This is a genomic window from Tabrizicola flagellatus (genome assembly GCF_008271465.1).
Taxonomy (GTDB): domain Bacteria; phylum Pseudomonadota; class Alphaproteobacteria; order Rhodobacterales; family Rhodobacteraceae; genus Tabrizicola; species Tabrizicola flagellata.
In genome coordinates this window covers 186,896-203,142 of record NZ_VMDU01000003.1, presented here as the reverse complement: position 1 = coordinate 203,142, position 16,247 = coordinate 186,896, and the positions used below count along the sequence as shown (strand labels likewise).

General features: G+C 67.2%; 11 protein-coding genes. 7 read left to right on the top strand and 4 right to left on the bottom strand.

The features are described 5' to 3' along the window. Window positions 1-201: 201 nt before the first annotated feature. The 3 genes from FL625_RS06885 to FL625_RS06875 all read right to left on the bottom strand — a co-directional run bounded on the left by FL625_RS06885 (window position 202) and on the right by FL625_RS06875 (window position 2,593). Window positions 202-810: an aminotransferase class IV family protein gene (locus FL625_RS06885; protein ID WP_435532698.1), complete on the bottom strand. Its 609-nt coding sequence runs from the start codon at window positions 808-810 to the stop codon at window positions 202-204. Then, window positions 768-1,904, bottom strand: a complete 1,137-nt coding sequence (locus tag FL625_RS06880) for an aminodeoxychorismate synthase component I (RefSeq protein WP_149588040.1) — start codon at window positions 1,902-1,904, stop codon at window positions 768-770. Before FL625_RS06880 ends, FL625_RS06885 begins: the two co-directional genes overlap by 43 nt. Before the next feature lie 149 nt (window positions 1,905-2,053). Beyond that, on the bottom strand, window positions 2,054-2,593 hold the full coding sequence (locus tag FL625_RS06875) for a hypothetical protein (RefSeq protein ID WP_149587906.1): 540 nt from the start codon (window positions 2,591-2,593) through the stop codon (window positions 2,054-2,056). Between the two features lie 352 nt (window positions 2,594-2,945). Here FL625_RS06875 and carB point away from each other — a divergent pair, with 352 nt between their 5' ends. After that, entirely contained in the window at window positions 2,946-6,275 is a 3,330-nt protein-coding gene (gene carB, locus FL625_RS06870) for a carbamoyl-phosphate synthase large subunit (RefSeq protein WP_149587905.1), read from the top strand. 14 nt (window positions 6,276-6,289) lie between these two features. On the opposite strand, the gene FL625_RS06865 is transcribed toward carB, so the two are convergent. Then, window positions 6,290-7,216: a helix-turn-helix domain-containing protein gene (locus FL625_RS06865; protein WP_149587904.1), complete on the bottom strand. Its 927-nt coding sequence runs from the start codon at window positions 7,214-7,216 to the stop codon at window positions 6,290-6,292. 167 nt (window positions 7,217-7,383) lie between these two features. Between FL625_RS06865 and FL625_RS06860 the strand changes: the two genes are divergently transcribed. The 6 genes from FL625_RS06860 to FL625_RS06835 all read left to right on the top strand — a co-directional run bounded on the left by FL625_RS06860 (window position 7,384) and on the right by FL625_RS06835 (window position 16,201). After that, window positions 7,384-9,456 (top strand): ABC transporter substrate-binding protein, encoded by a 2,073-nt coding sequence (locus FL625_RS06860; protein ID WP_149587903.1) that lies wholly within the window; start codon window positions 7,384-7,386, stop codon window positions 9,454-9,456. Window positions 9,457-9,542: 86 nt separating this feature from the next. Beyond that, window positions 9,543-10,571 (top strand): ABC transporter permease, encoded by a 1,029-nt coding sequence (locus FL625_RS06855; RefSeq protein WP_149587902.1) that lies wholly within the window; start codon window positions 9,543-9,545, stop codon window positions 10,569-10,571. Next, window positions 10,568-11,692: an ABC transporter permease gene (locus FL625_RS06850; protein ID WP_149587901.1), complete on the top strand. Its 1,125-nt coding sequence runs from the start codon at window positions 10,568-10,570 to the stop codon at window positions 11,690-11,692. Before FL625_RS06855 ends, FL625_RS06850 begins: the two co-directional genes overlap by 4 nt. A gap of 10 nt (window positions 11,693-11,702) precedes the next feature. After that, complete coding sequence (locus FL625_RS06845) at window positions 11,703-13,316, top strand: ABC transporter ATP-binding protein (protein ID WP_200833897.1); 1,614 nt, start codon at window positions 11,703-11,705, stop codon at window positions 13,314-13,316. Between the two features lie 9 nt (window positions 13,317-13,325). Further along, window positions 13,326-14,693, top strand: coding sequence for an alpha-glucosidase/alpha-galactosidase (locus tag FL625_RS06840; RefSeq protein WP_290426956.1), 1,368 nt, complete (start codon window positions 13,326-13,328; stop codon window positions 14,691-14,693). 5 nt (window positions 14,694-14,698) lie between these two features. Continuing rightward, entirely contained in the window at window positions 14,699-16,201 is a 1,503-nt protein-coding gene (locus FL625_RS06835; RefSeq protein ID WP_149587898.1) for a tryptophan halogenase family protein, read from the top strand. The last annotated feature ends 46 nt before the right edge of the window (window positions 16,202-16,247 follow it).

The window sequence follows — 16,247 nt, the reverse complement described above, 5'->3', positions numbered from 1 at the left end:
CTTTCCAGGGCCTCAAAGGTCATCGCGCCGATACACCTTGCCGCGCGGTCCGAGTCAACCCCGCGGCACCGCCCCGGACCGCGGTCGGACGCCTCCGGCGGGAGTATTTTGCAAAAGGGCAAGACGCAGTCCGCTTACCCTGATTTGCCCTTTTCCAAATACTCTCGGGGGGTCCGGGGGGCGAAGCGCCCCCGGGCGGCCTCACCCTGTCCAGACCGCCGGTATCAGCCCGCGCAAGGCGTTGCCGACCCAGAGCCGTACGGCGCCCAGGTCCTCGGCGCCCAAGACCTCCTCGGGACAGGACAGTTCGGCGCGCAGCACCCCGGGCAAGAGGCCGGACGACAGGGGCGGCGTCCGCATCCCCTGCCCCCGGTCGAAGAAGACCGTGGTGATCGTGCCCTCGCAGACCTCGCCCCGCTCGTTCAGGAACAGCACCTCGTCCAGCCCCTCGGGAAGCCCCGCCCGCGCCGCGTCATAGACCGCGCGCCGGGTCGTCTTGACCCGCAGCCAGGGATCGTCCGACCGAAGCCGCGCCTCGGCCAGGCCGACCCGCCATGCGGCCTTCGTCGGGGGCAAGGGGGCGACCTGCCACTCCACCCGGCCCGCGCGGTCCAGCGTCAGCCGCAACCGCGCGGGATGATCCGGGCCCGAGGGCGCCACGTCGGGGCAGGCCCAGCCCAGCAGCTCTGCCGACCGCCGCATACGCGCCCGATGCAGCGGCCAGCGCGGCGCGGCGCGGCCGTCCCAGAGGACGGTCTCGATCAGCTTCAGTCCCGGCTCACCGCCGCCTTCACGAAGCGCGCCTTCCACAGCGCCTCCTCCCATTCGCCTTCGGCGGTGGACCCATGCGTCAGCCCGCCGCCCACGTTCATCACGATCCGGTCGCCGCTGACCGACAGCGTGCGGATCGCGACCGAGAAATCCGCGTCCCCCGAGGGCGACATCCAGCCCACCGCGCCGCAATAGACGCCGCGCGGATGGGGCTCCATTTCCCGGATGATCTCCATCGCCCGGATCTTCGGCGCGCCCGTCACGCTGCCGCAGGGAAACAGCGCCGCCATCAGGCCGGGCAGGGTCGCCGGGCGCTCCAGCACCCCCTCGACCGTCGAGGTCATCTGGTGCACCGTCGCATAGCTTTCGATGGCGTAAAGCGCCGGCACCTTCACCGTGCCCACCTTCGAAAGCCGGCTGATGTCGTTGCGCAGAAGGTCCACGATCATCAGGTTCTCGGCCCGGTCCTTTTCGGCCCCCTGCAACTCGGCAATGATCGCCGCATCCTCGGCGGCATCCTTGCCGCGGGGCCGCGTGCCCTTCATCGGCCGGGTGACGATCCGGCCCTGTCCGACCTTGAAGAACAGCTCCGGGCTGCGCGACACGACCACGGGCCCCACGCCCAGATCGACATAGGCCCCGTGTCCCACCGCCCCCGTACGCCGGAACGCGCCATACAGCCCCAGCGGGGTGCCGGAAACCAGCCGCGCCGTCATCGGAAAGGTCAGGTTCACCTGGTAGCAGTCGCCCGCGGCGATGTAGTCGAACACCTTCCGCGCGGCCGTGCCATAGGCGCGCCTGCCGATCTGCGGCGCGGGTTCGGTCATCGCGGTCGCGCGCCCTTCCTCCGCCGCCCGCGCGAGCGCAGCCTCGGCCGGGCGCGGCCCGTCGAAGACGCCAAGCGCCAGCAAGGGCCCCGGCCGCCGGCGCGGCATCAGCCGGCGCAGCTTCGGCTCCAGCGCATAGCCCGCCTCATAGGCAACGTAACCCGCGACCCAGCCCCCTGCGGCGCGAGCGGCCTCGGCCCGGGCAAGCGCGCGCACGACCTCGCCAGGGGCATGGGCGGCAATGACCTCGCGCGGCGCGTCAAACAGCGCCGGTCTGCCACCCGGTCCATGTTCCAGAAGGATCACGCCCACCGTTCCCTGTCAGCGCCCGTGCCGTTGCGCGGCACTCCGGGTCTTAGGACAGGAGCCACCAGGGTTCCAGAGCCGTTCGCGACCCACAGCCGCGCGTTTGCGCCTTGCCCGCCCGGTCCACTTGCGCGCCCGGAGCTCTTCTGTCAGCCCGGAACGCAGCGCCTGAGCCCGAAATGCCGGTCCAACTTCTCCGCCGCCAGCGCCGCAACCAGCCGGTCGGACAGGAAGAACGAGTTCACCACCCGACTGTCAACCCAGAAATCCGGCCCCATGCCGAACCCCGACCGCAGCACGAAGGTGCCGGGCTTGGGGACCGTCTCGTGGAAGTAGAAGATCTTTTCCTGAGCCTTCATCCGCTTGATCGAAGTCGAGCGGTCAAGGTCCAGCGTATCGGCGGCATTGCCGGGCGTGAGGATGGAATATTCCTCGGAAATCACCTTCCTGCGGTCATGGTCGATCAGCCGGATCGGGTGCAGCCTGCCCTGTCCCGGATCGAAGCGCGAGAAGACCGCCGCCACGTCCCGATGCAGCGCAACCCAGCCGAACAGGATCACCGGCGGCAGGGTTTCCTCGAACGGCCAATTGTTGATGTGGTGCCGGTCACGCTCGATTTCGCCCGCGGCAAAGGGCTCGCCACGCTGCATCCGTTTCAGAAGGTCAGCGCCCTTCCGCAGCAGTTCCATCTTGTCATAGGGGTCGTCCGGGATGTGCCGGAAGCTGCGACTGTTCCTGGTATTGATAAAGACATCGCTGATCCACGCACCCTGGCCTGCGGGGGTGGATGGGGTGCCTTGCTGCAAACTCGCTGCTCCTCACAAACGGCACGTGACACCGGGTCAGTCTAGGCGCTTATCGTCAAAGGTCGCAAGCGCCTTGGCGCGCTGCACGGGCACCCTTGGACCGGATGCTCTGACCCCTGGCAAGGAATCCGGCGTCAGGGGGCCGAGCCCTCTGCTGAAGGCCCCGTTTGCCCCTTGCGCCCCCACCGCTTCTGTCTATAACCCGCCCAATTTTGCGCAGCGGATGGGGGCTGAGATGCCGAAGCGGACCGATATCAAGTCGATCATGATCATCGGCGCGGGCCCCATCGTCATCGGCCAGGCCTGCGAGTTCGACTACTCCGGCGCCCAGGCCTGCAAGGCTCTGCGCGAGGAAGGCTACCGCGTCATCCTGGTGAACTCGAACCCCGCGACGATCATGACCGACCCGGGGCTGGCGGATGCCACCTACATCGAGCCGATCACGCCGGAAGTCGTCGCCAAGATCATCGAGAAGGAACGCCCCGACGCGCTGTTGCCCACGATGGGCGGGCAGACGGGGCTGAACACCGCGCTCGCGCTTGCCGACATGGGCGTGTTGGAAAAGTACAAGGTAGAGCTGATCGGGGCCAAGCGCGAAGCCATAGAAATGGCAGAAGATCGCAAGTTGTTCCGCGAGGCGATGGAGCGGATCGGGCTGGAAAATCCGAAGGCGACCATCGTCGCGGCCCCGAAACTGGCATCGGGCAAGTATGACATCGCCGCCGGCGTCAGGCAGGCGATGGATGCGCTGGAATATGTCGGCCTGCCCGCCATCATCCGCCCCGCCTTCACGCTCGGCGGCACCGGCGGCGGGGTGGCCTACAACCGCGACGATTACGAGGCCATCGTGAAATCCGGCCTCGAAGCCTCGCCCGTGGCGCAGGTGCTGGTGGACGAAAGTCTGCTGGGCTGGAAGGAATACGAGATGGAGGTGGTCCGCGACAAGGCGGACAATGCGATCATCGTCTGTTCCATCGAGAACGTCGATCCGATGGGCGTCCACACCGGTGATTCCATCACCGTCGCGCCGGCCCTGACGCTGACCGACAAGGAATACCAGATCATGCGCAACGGCAGCATCGCCGTGCTGCGCGAGATCGGGGTCGAGACCGGCGGGTCGAACGTGCAATGGGCGATCAACCCGAAGGACGGCCGCATGGTCGTCATCGAGATGAACCCGCGCGTCTCGCGCTCTTCGGCGCTGGCCTCGAAGGCCACGGGTTTCCCCATCGCCAAGATCGCCGCGAAACTGGCCGTGGGCTACACGCTGGACGAGCTCGACAACGATATCACCAAGGTCACGCCCGCCTCGTTCGAGCCCTCCATCGACTATGTCGTGACCAAGATCCCGCGCTTTGCCTTCGAGAAATTCCCGGGTTCCGAGCCCAACCTCACCACCGCGATGAAATCGGTGGGCGAGGCCATGGCGATCGGCCGCACCATCCACGAATCCCTGCAGAAGGCGCTGGCCAGCCTCGAAACCGGCCTGACCGGCTTTGACGAGATCGCCATTCCGGGCGCCCCCGACAAGGCCTCCATCGTCAAGGCGCTCGGCCAGGCCACGCCGGACCGGCTGCGCGTCATCGCCCAGGCCATGCGTCACGGGCTGACGAACGACGAGATCCAGGCCGTCACCGCCTTCGACCCCTGGTTCCTCGCCCGCATCCGCGAGATCATCGACACCGAAGCCAGCATCCGCAAGAACGGCCTGCCCACCAATGCCGACGCGCTCCGCAGCCTCAAGATGATGGGCTTCACCGACGCCCGCCTCGCCAAGCTCACCGGCCGCGACGAGGCCCAGGTCCGCCGCGCGAGGACCCGCCTCGGCGTTACCGCCGTCTTCAAGCGCATCGACACCTGCGCCGCCGAGTTCGAGGCCCAGACGCCCTACATGTATTCCACCTACGAATCCCCCGCGATGGGCGAGGTGGAATGCGAATCCCGCCCCACGGGCGCGAAGAAGGTCGTCATCCTGGGCGGCGGCCCGAACCGGATCGGCCAGGGGATCGAGTTCGACTACTGCTGCTGCCACGCCTGCTTTGCCCTGACCGCGGCGGGCTACGAGACCATCATGGTCAACTGCAACCCCGAGACCGTCTCGACCGACTACGACACCTCCGACCGGCTCTATTTCGAGCCGCTGACCCTGGAACACGTCCTCGAAATCCTGCGGGTGGAGAGGCAGAACGGCACGCTTCACGGCGTCATCGTCCAGTTCGGCGGCCAGACGCCGCTGAAACTGGCGAACGCCCTGCATGCCGAAGGCATCCCGATCCTCGGCACCACGCCCGACGCCATCGACCTGGCCGAGGACCGCGAACGGTTCCAGCGCCTGCTCAAGGACCTTGGCCTGAAACAGCCCAACAACGGCACGGCCCGGTCGCGCGAGGAAGCTTTCAGGGTCGCCGCCGAGGTCGGCTATCCGCTGGTCATCCGTCCGTCCTTCGTGCTTGGCGGCCGCGCCATGGAAATCGTCCGCTCGGACGAACAACTCGACCGCTACATCTCCACCGCCGTGCAGGTATCCGGCGACTCGCCCGTCCTTCTCGACAGTTATCTCTCCGGCGCGGTCGAGGTTGACGTCGATGCGTTAAGCGACGGCAAGTCGGTGCATGTCGCGGGGATCATGGAGCATATCGAGGAAGCGGGCGTCCATTCCGGCGACAGCGCCTGCTGCCTGCCGCCGCATCAGCTTTCGGCCGAGACGGTCGAGGAACTCAAGCGCCAGACCATCGTCATGGCCCGCGCGCTGAACGTCGTCGGCCTGATGAACGTGCAATTCGCGATCAAGGACGGGGTGATCTACGTCCTGGAAGTGAACCCCCGCGCCAGCCGCACCGTGCCCTTCGTCGCCAAGGCCACCGACAGCGCCATCGCCTCCATCGCCGCCCGCCTGATGGCCGGCGAGCCGCTTTCGGCCTTCCCCCAGCGCGCGCCCTACCCCGCCGGCGTCGGCCCCGATACCGACCTGCCGCTGGCTGACCCGCTGACCCTGGCCGACCCGAACACCCCGTGGTTCTCGGTCAAGGAGGCCGTCCTTCCCTTCGCCCGGTTCCCCGGCGTCGATCCGATGCTGGGGCCCGAGATGCGGTCCACCGGCGAGGTGATGGGCTGGGACCGGACCTTCCCGCTGGCCTTCCTCAAGGCGCAGATGGGCGCCGGCACGATCCTGCCGACCGAGGGGCGCGTGTTCCTGTCGGTCAAGGACGCGGACAAGACCGCGTCGCTTGCGGCCGCCGCCCGGGATCTTGTGGCGATGGGCTTCACCCTCGTCGCCACCAGGGGAACCGCCCAGTGGCTGGCCGCGCAGGGCGTGCCGGCCGAGCCGGTCGCCAAGGTCTACGAAGGCCGGCCCAACATCGTCGACCGGCTGAAGAACAACGAGATCGCGCTGGTGATGAACACGACCGAAGGGACGCAGGCCGTCAGCGACAGCCGCGACATCCGCCGCGTCGCCCTGATGGACAAGATCCCCTACTTCACCACCGCCGCGGCCAGCGTGGCCGCCGTGGCCGCCATGAAGGCGCGCGGCGAGGGCTATGGGGTGCGGACGTTGCAGGGGTAGGAAGGCCGGGGAGGCTATCGCAGGTCCATGCGGACGTAGTGCTGGCGCAGCGCGGCGGGCGATATCCCGTAGCCGGCCCGGAACCGGGCGTAGAACTGGGTCAGTGAACTGAAGCCGCTCTGTTCGGCGACTTCGGATATGGCGGTCGAGCTTTCGACCAAGAGCGCCCGCGCCCGCATCAGCCGCATCCGGTTGATGAACTGCTTCAGGGGCACCTTCATGGTTCGGGAAAACAACGCCAGCGCATAGTTCTCGTGCAGGCCAGTGACGGCTGTGACCTCTGCGTTCAGCAGCGGTTTTTCCAGATTCTCGAGCACATGCCGCACCATCGCGATCACATGCCGGACATGCGCGGTGCTCAGCGAACGGTCGCTGCCGATCTCGTGCAGGGGGTCGCGCAGGAAGTCGAACCCGGCGACAGGCGCGCGGCGGAACAGCGCGTTCAGCTCCATCTTGACGATCTCGGCGCGCTCGAAATCGCCGGATCGGTAGTCGGCATACCAGCGCTGCACCAGACCGGCGTCGCACAGCGTGTCCGGCAGGGCGACCATCCCCCGGCCGATCAGCGCCGCCTGCAGGGTCATGATGTGGCGCATCTGCAGGAAGCTGTCGAGCGGCAGGTAGATGTTGGCCAGCCGCATCGGCCCCTCGCCCACCGGCTCCAGCCCGGTCAGCTGGTGCGGAACCCCGGCCCAGAACAGCACCAGCCGGCCTTCGGGCACGGTCAGGCGGCTGCCGTCGAAGTCGTAGGTCATCCGCACGCCGGTCGCGAAGTTCATCTCGACGTGGCCGTGCCAGTGCGGCATCGGCATCAGCTGCGGCTCGAAGATGCGGATGCCGAACCGGCCGAAGGCGCGGTTGCGCGCGTAGAAATGCCGCTCGTGGTTCGGGACCGGAGTCGGGTTGCGCCGTCTGAGTGCCGTGCTGCGGTCGCCGTCCATGGTCTCGGCCGATCTTAGAAAACCGGAAAAGTTTCTGACGAACTGACATTGCTGCACCCCGCCGCTTTCCGCAAGCTTTGCCTGCCGGACCGGGAAGGACGGAGTCCCGCCCGGCAAGGACTGCAAAGCCGGATGACCGGGAACAGCCACAGGTCAAGGGAGGTATCATGACGATCCATAGCCGGCGCGCCGCATTGGCGGCGCTGCTCATGGGGGTGTCCGCTGCTGCGGTGCAGGCCGAGATGGCCGCGCCGACCGCACCGCCGGAGGCTCCGAAGTTCGAGGCGCAGACCGAGCCGGTCTTCGTCAACCGCGCGGACATCTTCGAGTTCAAGGCCCTGCCGGCCTATTCCGAACCGGCCTGGGTCACGGCCTTCGTCGAGGCTGGCAAGCTGCCGCCGGTAGCCGAACGCCTGCCGAAGGAACCGCTGGTCTACAAGACCGCCAACATGCCCGACGGGCCCGGCGTCTATGGCGACGTGATGCGCCATGTGATCGGCGGGCGGCCCGAGGGCTGGAACTTCTGGGCCGGGCAAAGCTACGGCTGGGGCGGCATCGACATTGGCCTGGTGGAATGCCTGACGCGCACCGGCCCCCTGTTCACCGTCAACGCCGACGACCTGCAACCGCTGCCGAACCTGGCGAAAAGCTGGGAATGGTCCGAGGACGGCAAGACGCTGACCGTCCACCTGATCGAGGGCGCGAAATGGTCGGACGGCGACCCCTTCGACGTCGAGGACATCGAGTTCTACTGGAACGACGTGGTGATGGACGAGAACGTCACACCCCTGATGGGCGCGAGCCCCGCGACCTACGACAATGCGACCTTCGCGGTGGTGGACCCCTACACCTTCACCCTCAGCTTCGCGGATCCCTTCCCCGAACAGGTGCTCTACGCCATGGCCTACGGCAACTTCTGCCCCGGCCCGGCGCACCTTCTGAAACCCAAGCACCCCAAGTATGGCGGCGAAAGCTATGAGGCCTTCCTGAACGCCTTCCCGTCGAACTACATGAACTTCCCGACCATGGGCGCCTGGACCGTGGTGGAACACCGCCCCGACGACATCGTGGTGATGCGCCGCAATCCCTATTACTGGAAGGTGGACGAGACCGGCCAGCAGCTCCCCTACCTCGACGAGATGCACTACCGGCTTTCCACCTGGGGCGACCGCGACGTGCAGGCCGTGGCGGGGACGGGCGATTTCTCGAACCTGGAACAGCCGGAAAACTATGTCGAAAGCCTGAAGAAGGCCGCCGATCCGGCCAGTCCCGCGCGTCTGGCCTTCGGGCCGCGGTCCATCGGCTATCAGCTGTTCTTCAACCAGTCGGCCAACGGCTGGGGCGAGCCCGATGCCCGGGGTCAGGCGGTGCGCGAGCTGAACCGGAACCTCGATTTCCGCAAGGCCGTGACCTATGCGCTGGACCGCCAGCGGCTGGGCGACAGCCTGGTCAAGGGCCCGTTCACCGCGCCCTATGCCGGGGGGCTCCTCACCTCGACCAGCTACTATGACGCCGGCTCGACGGTGTTCTACCCCTTCGATCAGGCAAGCGCGAGGATGGCTCTCGAAGCCTCGGGGCTGACCGACACCGACGGAAACGGCGCGGTCAACCTGCCCGGCGGCGGGGACCTGAACGTCACGCTTCTGGTTAACGCCGACTATGCCACCGACAAGAACCTCGCCGAGGGCGTGGTCGCGATGATGGCGGACGTGGGCGTCAAGGTCACGCTGAACAGCCTGACAGGCAAAGACTACGACAATGCCCGCGACGCCGGGGCCTGGGACTGGCTGCTGCGGCGCAACGACCAGGAATTCGTCTCGGTCGTCCAGGGCACCGACCGGCTTGCCCCTATGGGTCCGATGACGGCGGTCTGGCACCGGGCGAACGGGGCCGGCGAGATGGACCTCCTGCCCTACGAGGAAGAGCTCGTCGCCGCGATCAAGGCCTTCACCGGCACCCGCGATCCGGCGGCCAAGGTCGAGGCGATGAAGACCTGGCAGAAGGTCTTCACCGAAAACGTCGCCGCCGTAGGTCTGACCGCCTATCCCGGCGCGCTCATAATCAACAAGCGTTTCGCCAACATCCCGGCGGGGGCTCCGATCTTCATGTACAACTGGGCCGAGGACAACATCATCCGCGAACGGGTGTATGTGCCCACGGACAAGCAGATCGGCGCCGAACTGCATCCGCAGACCCTGCCCGGCGCGCCCGGCTCGGCCGGGCCGGTCGCGGCGAACTGACGGGATCCTCCCGAGGCCCGGGGGCGGCAGACGACCGCCGCCCCCGGGCGCCCTCTCCCATCTCACCCATGGACAGGAGACCCGCGATGCTGGGCTTTCTTGGCGTCCGCCTGATGCAATCGGTGCCGGTCCTGATCGTGATGAGCTTCATCACCTTCCTGATCATCCAGGCCCCGCCGGGCGACTATGGCGACTTCATCCGCACCAACATGATCGTGCAGGGCGGCGCCTCGCCCGAGGCCGCGACCGAGGCCGCCAACCGCTATCGCGAGACGCATGGCCTGAACGATCCCCTGGTCGTGCAATATGTCCGCTGGATCTGGGGCATCGTCAGCCGCGGCGACTTCGGCCAGTCCTACGCCTACAACAAGCCCGTGGCCGAGATCCTCGCCCAGCGCCTGCCGCCGACCATCGCCATCGCGCTGACCTGCCACCTCCTGGCCACCTTCATCGGCATCGGCTTCGGCATCCTGGCCGCGACCCGGCAATACACCTGGATCGATACCGTCCTGTCCTTCGTCAGCTTCATGGGTATGACGATCCCGCGCTTCCTTCTTGCGCTCATCATCCTCTACATCCTCGTCTTCCAGCTGAACGTGCAGGAAATCGGCTCGTTCTATTCCTCGCGCTACGGCGGGCAGCCCTACTGGCTGGGCTTTCTCGACTTCAACTGGGCCAAGCTCTGGAACCTGATCCAGCACATCTGGCCGGTGATCGCGGTGGCGGCCTTCGGGGGGCTGGCCTACAACATGCGGGTGATGCGGGCGAACCTTCTTGACACGCTGAACGCCCAGTACATCGAAACCGCCCGCGCCAAGGGCCTCGGCGAAGGCGCGGTCATCATGCGCCACGCGGTGCCGAACGCGCTGCACCCGCTGGTCGCCTACCAGGGCGTCGTCCTGCCCTACATGCTGACCGGCGAGATCGAGGTCGCCATCGTCTTCGGCCTGGCCACCATCGGCCCGGCCATCGTCGGCTCCATGGCCATCGGCGATGTCTATGTCACCGCGACGCTGCTGCTGGTGCTCGGCGCCACGCTCATCATCGGCAACATCATCGCCGACCTCCTGCTGGCCCTGCTCGACCCGCGCATCCGGGTGGGAGGCAACGCATGACCGCGATCCATGACGGCGAAGAGGCCGATGCCAGGCTCTCCACGGTCTCGACCGCCTCGCAAAGCTATCGGGCGCTGGTCTGGCGTCGGTTCCGCAAGTCGGTGCCGGGGATGCTGGGTCTGGTGCTGGTCTCGCTCCTCTTCCTGATCTCGATCTTCGCCGAGTTCTTCGCCCCCCAGAACCCCAACGCCAACGGCGCCTCCTTCGCGCCGCCGGACCGGATCAGCTTCTTCACGAAAGAGGGCTTCACCCCCTGGCCGGTGGTCTATGCCATCACCGAAAGCGACGAGCTGGACCCGATCACCTTCCAGCCGCTGATGGGGCCGGATCTCGACAATCCCCGCCCGCTGGCCTTCTTCGTGGACGGCTGGGACTACCGTTTCCTCGGCCTGATCCCGATGAACACGCATTTCATCGGCCTCTCCGACGGCACGCCGCTGCGGCTCTTGGGGACCGACAAGCTGGGGCGGGACATCCTGTCGCGCGGGATCATCGGCAGCCGGATCACGCTGATCATCGCGCTGACCTCGATCACGCTCATCACCATCGCCGGCACGCTTCTGGGCATCGTCTCGGGCTATGTCGGCGGGCGCTTCGACCTGTGGTTCCAGCGTTTCGTGGAGATCGTCCTCGCCTTCCCGCAACTGCCGCTCTACCTGACGCTCACCACCCTGATCCCCGTGACCGCGCCTTCGTCCCTGTTCATCACCTTCGTGATCCTGGTCATCGCCGGCCTCGGCTGGGCGCAGCTGTCGCGCGAGGTCCGGTCCAAGACCATGGCCATGGCGCGGGTGGACTATGTCCGCGCGGCACAGGCGGTGGGCGCCTCGGACGCGCGCATCGTCACGCGCCACATCCTGCCCAACGTGATGAGCCATGTGATCGTCTCCATCACGCTCGGCATCCCCGCCATCGTCCTTCTGGAGTCCTTCCTCGGCTACCTCGGCTTTGCCGTGAAGCCGCCGCTGATCTCCTGGGGGCTGATGCTTCAGGACGCCTCGACCTTCTCGGTCATCGGCTCCTATCCCTGGATCCTGTCCCCGGTGGGCTTCATCCTCATGGCCGTCTTCGCCTTCAACGCGCTGGGCGACGGGCTGCGCGATGCCATCGACCCCTATTGAGGAGGACGCCATGACCGACGACATCGTCATCGACGCCCGCAACATCGGGGTCAGCTTCAAGGTGGACGGCGGCACGATCGAGGCCGTCAGGGATGTCTCCTTCACCCTGCGCAGGGGCCAGACCATCGCGCTGGTGGGCGAGAGCGGCAGCGGCAAGTCGGTGACCGCCCGGGCGATCATGCGGCTTCTGTCCAAGCGCGCCATCGTCAGCCCGCAGACCGAGATCCTCTATGCCGGGCGCGACATGGCGCGGCTCTCGCCGGCCGAGATGCGCGCCCTTCGGGGCAACCGGCTGTCGATGATCTTCCAGGAGCCGATGTCCTCCCTGAACCCGGTCTATACCATCGGCACCCAGATCGCCGAGGTCCTGCGCATCCACAACCGGATGTCGAAGGCCGAGGCGAAGGACCGGGCGCTCGCGCTCTTGAAGGACGTGCAGATCCCCGATCCCGAGGCGCGGCTGAACCAGTATCCGCACCAGCTTTCGGGCGGCCAGCGCCAGCGGGTGATGATCGCCATGGCGCTGGCGAACAACCCCGACGTGCTGATCGCCGACGAACCGACGACCGCGCTGGACGTGACCGTTCAGGCGGAAATCCTGAACCTCATCAAGAACCTGAAGGACCGGACCGGCCTCGCCGTAATCCTCATCACCCATGACCTGACCGTGGTCCGCCAGTTCGCCGACCATGTCCATGTCATGCAGCATGGGGTGGTGCGCGAGGCCGGGCCGACCGAAACCATCTTCACCAGCCCCCGGCACCCCTATACCCGCCGCCTGCTCGGCTCGGAGCCCAGGGGCCGGGCCGACCCGGCGCAGGTGGGCGAGGAAACCGTGCTGGAGGGCCGCAACATCCGCGTCACCTACAACTTGCGCAAGGGCGGCGCCTTCCGGGGCACCTGGTCTAAGCTGCAAGCCGTGGACGGTCTGTCGCTGGCGCTGAAGCGCGGCGAAACGCTGGGGCTGGTCGGCGAAAGCGGCTCGGGCAAGACCACCTTCGGCCAGGCGCTGCTGCGGCTGAACAATCTGACCGAGGGCGAGGTCGATTTCCTCGGCCACCGCATCGACGGGCTGGACCGGCGCGGCATGAAGCCCTACCGCCAGCGGATGCAGATCGTCTTCCAGGATCCCTTCGCCAGCCTCAACCCGCGCATGTCGGTCCGCCAGATCATCGAGGAGGGCCTGATCGTCAACGGCATCGGCCAGGGCCGGGCCGACCGCGAGGCGCGCGTCAGGCAGGCGCTGCGCGACGCGGGCCTGCCCGACACGATCCTGTCGCGCTTTCCGCACGAGTTTTCCGGCGGCCAGCGCCAGCGCCTCGCCATCGCCCGCGCCATCGCGCTGGAACCCGAGTTCATCCTCCTGGACGAACCGACCTCGGCGCTCGACCTGTCCGTCCAGGCCCAGATCATCGAACTCTTGCGCAAGCTGCAGCGCGACAAGGGGCTGAGCTATCTCTTCATCAGCCACGACCTCAAGGTCGTCCGCGCGCTCTGCCACCGGGTCATCGTCATGCAGCACGGCCGCATCGTCGAACAGGGCCCCGTTGACGCGGTGCTCGAGAACCCCACGACCGACTACACCCGCCGCCTCGTCAAGGCGGCCTTCGAAATCGCAGCCTAGAGGAGCATCATGCCCACCCCCGTCATCACCTTCATCGGCGCCGGATCGACCGTGTTCACCAAGAACATCGCCGGCGACATCCTCTCGCGCCCGGCGCTCGCCAACGCGGAAATCCGCCTGATGGACATCAATCCCGAGCGGCTGGAGGAATCCGAGATCATCGTCGGCAAGATGGCCCAGACCCTGGGCGGGACCGCGACGGTCAAGACCTACACCAACCAGCGCCGCGCGCTGGACGGGGCGGATTTCGTCGTCGTCTGCTTCCAGATCGGCGGCTACGACCCCTGCACCATCACCGATTTCGAGGTGCCGAAGAAGTTCGGCCTGCGCCAGACCATCGCCGACACGCTGGGCATCGGCGGCATCATGCGCGGCCTGCGCACCGTCCCGCACCTCTGGTCGATCTGCGAGGACATGGCTGAGGTCGCCCCGAACGCGATCATGCTGCAATACGTCAACCCCATGGCGATCAACACCTGGGCCATCGCCGCGAAATACCCCAAGATCCGGCAGGTCGGCCTCTGCCATTCCGTGCAGGGCACGGCCTGGGAACTGGCCCGCGACCTCGACATTCCCGTGGAAGAGATCCGCTACCGCGCGGGCGGCATCAACCACATGGCCTTCTTCCTGACCTTCGAACACCGCCAGCCGGACGGCAGCTACCGCAACCTCTACCCCGACCTCGTCAGGGGCTACCGCGAGGGGCGCTTCCCCAAGCCCTCGCACTGGAACCCGCGCTGCCCGAACAGGGTCCGCTACGAGATGCTGACGCGGCTTGGCTATTTCGTCACCGAGTCCTCGGAACACTTCGCCGAATACACGCCCTGGTTCATCAAGCGCGACCGCCCGGACCTGATCGAGAAATTCGGCATCCCGCTGGACGAATACCCCAAGCGCTGCGTCGAACAGATCGCGCGCTGGAAGAAGGAGGCCGAGGCGCTGAAGAACGCCAACACCGTCGAGGTGAAGGAAAGCCACGAATATGCGTCCGAGATCGTGAACTCGGTGGTGACGGGCGAACCTTCGGTGATCTACGGCAACATCGGCAACCGCGGCTACATCCCGCAACTGCCCGAAGGCTGCGCGGTCGAGGTGCCGGTGCTGGTCGATGCCTCGGGCCTGCAACCGACCGTGGTCCACGACATCCCGCCGCAACTCATCGCGCTGATGCGGACCAACATCAACGTCCAGGACCTGACCGTCCAGGCGCTGCTGACCGAAAACCCCGACCACATCTACCACGCCGCCATGCTCGACCCGCACACCGGGGCGGAACTGGACCTCGACCAGATCTGGCAGCTGACGACCGAGCTTCTGGAGGCCCACGGCGACTGGCTGCCCGACTGGGCGCGGGTGCCCGTGCGCAAGGCGGGCTAAGGCGCATGTGGCCCGCGCATATCGTCATCGTCGGCGGCGGCACGGCGGGGTGGCTTTCCGCCATGATGCTGACCGACCTGGCGAAACGGCGCGGGCATGCCACCAGGGTCACGGTGATCGAGTCCTCGAAGATCGGCGTCATCGGCGTCGGCGAGGGCTCGACCGCCGTCTTCCGCCAGATGCTGCGCCACTTCGACCTGGACGAGACCGAATTCCTGCGCGAGACCGGCGCCACGATCAAGCTCGGCATCCGGCACAAGGACTGGCGGCGGGTGGGCTACACCTACGACGGGCCGATCGACGACCCGCATCTGGTGGCGGGTGGCGCGCAGCTCGACCGTTATGCCATCGCTGCCGGCCGCCCGGTGGCCGAGGCGCATCTGTTCCAGCATCTGCTGGACGGCAACAAGGGCCCCTACGCGCTGAAGGACGGCCGCCCGGTTCCGGTCGGCCCCTTCCACTACGCCTTCCACTTCGACCAGGCGCTGGTCGGCCAGTGGCTGCGCAGGAAGGCCAGGGGAATCGCGCTGATCGACGATCGGGTGACGGGCGTCGAACTTGGCGACGACGGGATCAGGGCGCTGACGCTTGAAAGCGGCCAGCGGGTCGATGGCGACTTCTTCCTCGACTGCTCCGGCTTCCGCCGCCGGCTGATCTCGGAACTCGGCCCCCGCTGGATCAGCTACAGCGACGTGCTGCCGATCAACCGCGCGCTCCCGTTCTGGATCGACCTCAAGGACGGCGAGGAGATCACGCCCTGCACGCTCGCCTGGGCGCAGAAGAACGGCTGGATGTGGGGCATCCCCACGCAGGACCGGATCGGCGCGGGCTATGTCTATTCCGACCGCCACATCTCGCCGGACGAGGCAAAGCGCGAGATCGAGGCGGCGCTGGGGCACGAGGTCGAACCGCGCGGCGACATCCGCATCGACGCGGGTCGGATGGAGCGGCCGTGGATCGGCAACTGCCTGGCGATGGGGCTGGCCTCCAGCTTCCTCGAACCCCTGGAGGCGACTTCGATCCACGGCACCGTGGTGCAGCTCATCATGTTCGGCGAATGGCTGGGCACGCCCGAGGGCCGCGACCGCTACAACACCGCCTTCGCCCGGCAGGTGGACGATTTCCGCGATTTCGTGCGGCTGCACTATGTCACCGAACGCCGCGACAGCGCCTTCTGGCGCGACATCACCGCCAGCCACCCCGACTTCGTCACCGACCGGCTGGCGCTGTGGCAGAAGAAGACCCCCACCCGCGACGACTTCCCCCGCTTTCCGCCGGGCCTGGAACATCTGGGCCTCGCCCATGTGCAGGAACAGCTCTACGTGCCCGTCCTGGACGGCCTCGGCCTGCTGAACCGCGACGCCGCGCGGGCCGAGATGGCTGCCGACCCCAGGGCGCGCGACCATGCCCGCAAGACCCATGCGGCACTGGTCGCCGAATACCGCCGCGCCGCATCGCTGGCCCTGCCGCACCGCGCCTGGCTGCAATCGCTGCGCGCATCCTCCTGAACCGTTCGTCGCAGCCTCCGGCGCTCCGCGCCATCCGACGCGAAGC

Bases quoted from the DNA above. Each gene is read 5' to 3' on its own strand.
- FL625_RS06875 (WP_149587906.1), bottom strand. From the start codon at position 2,593: ATGGAACTGCTGCGGAAGGGCGCTGACCTTCTGAAACGGATGCAGCGT.
- carB (WP_149587905.1), top strand. From the start codon at position 2,946: ATGCCGAAGCGGACCGATATCAAGTCGATCATGATCATCGGCGCGGGC.
- FL625_RS06865 (WP_149587904.1), bottom strand. From the start codon at position 7,216: ATGGACGGCGACCGCAGCACGGCACTCAGACGGCGCAACCCGACTCCG.
- FL625_RS06860 (WP_149587903.1), top strand. From the start codon at position 7,384: ATGACGATCCATAGCCGGCGCGCCGCATTGGCGGCGCTGCTCATGGGG.
- FL625_RS06855 (WP_149587902.1), top strand. From the start codon at position 9,543: ATGCTGGGCTTTCTTGGCGTCCGCCTGATGCAATCGGTGCCGGTCCTG.
- FL625_RS06850 (WP_149587901.1), top strand. From the start codon at position 10,568: ATGACCGCGATCCATGACGGCGAAGAGGCCGATGCCAGGCTCTCCACG.
- FL625_RS06845 (WP_200833897.1), top strand. From the start codon at position 11,703: ATGACCGACGACATCGTCATCGACGCCCGCAACATCGGGGTCAGCTTC.
- FL625_RS06840 (WP_290426956.1), top strand. From the start codon at position 13,326: ATGCCCACCCCCGTCATCACCTTCATCGGCGCCGGATCGACCGTGTTC.
- FL625_RS06835 (WP_149587898.1), top strand. From the start codon at position 14,699: ATGTGGCCCGCGCATATCGTCATCGTCGGCGGCGGCACGGCGGGGTGG.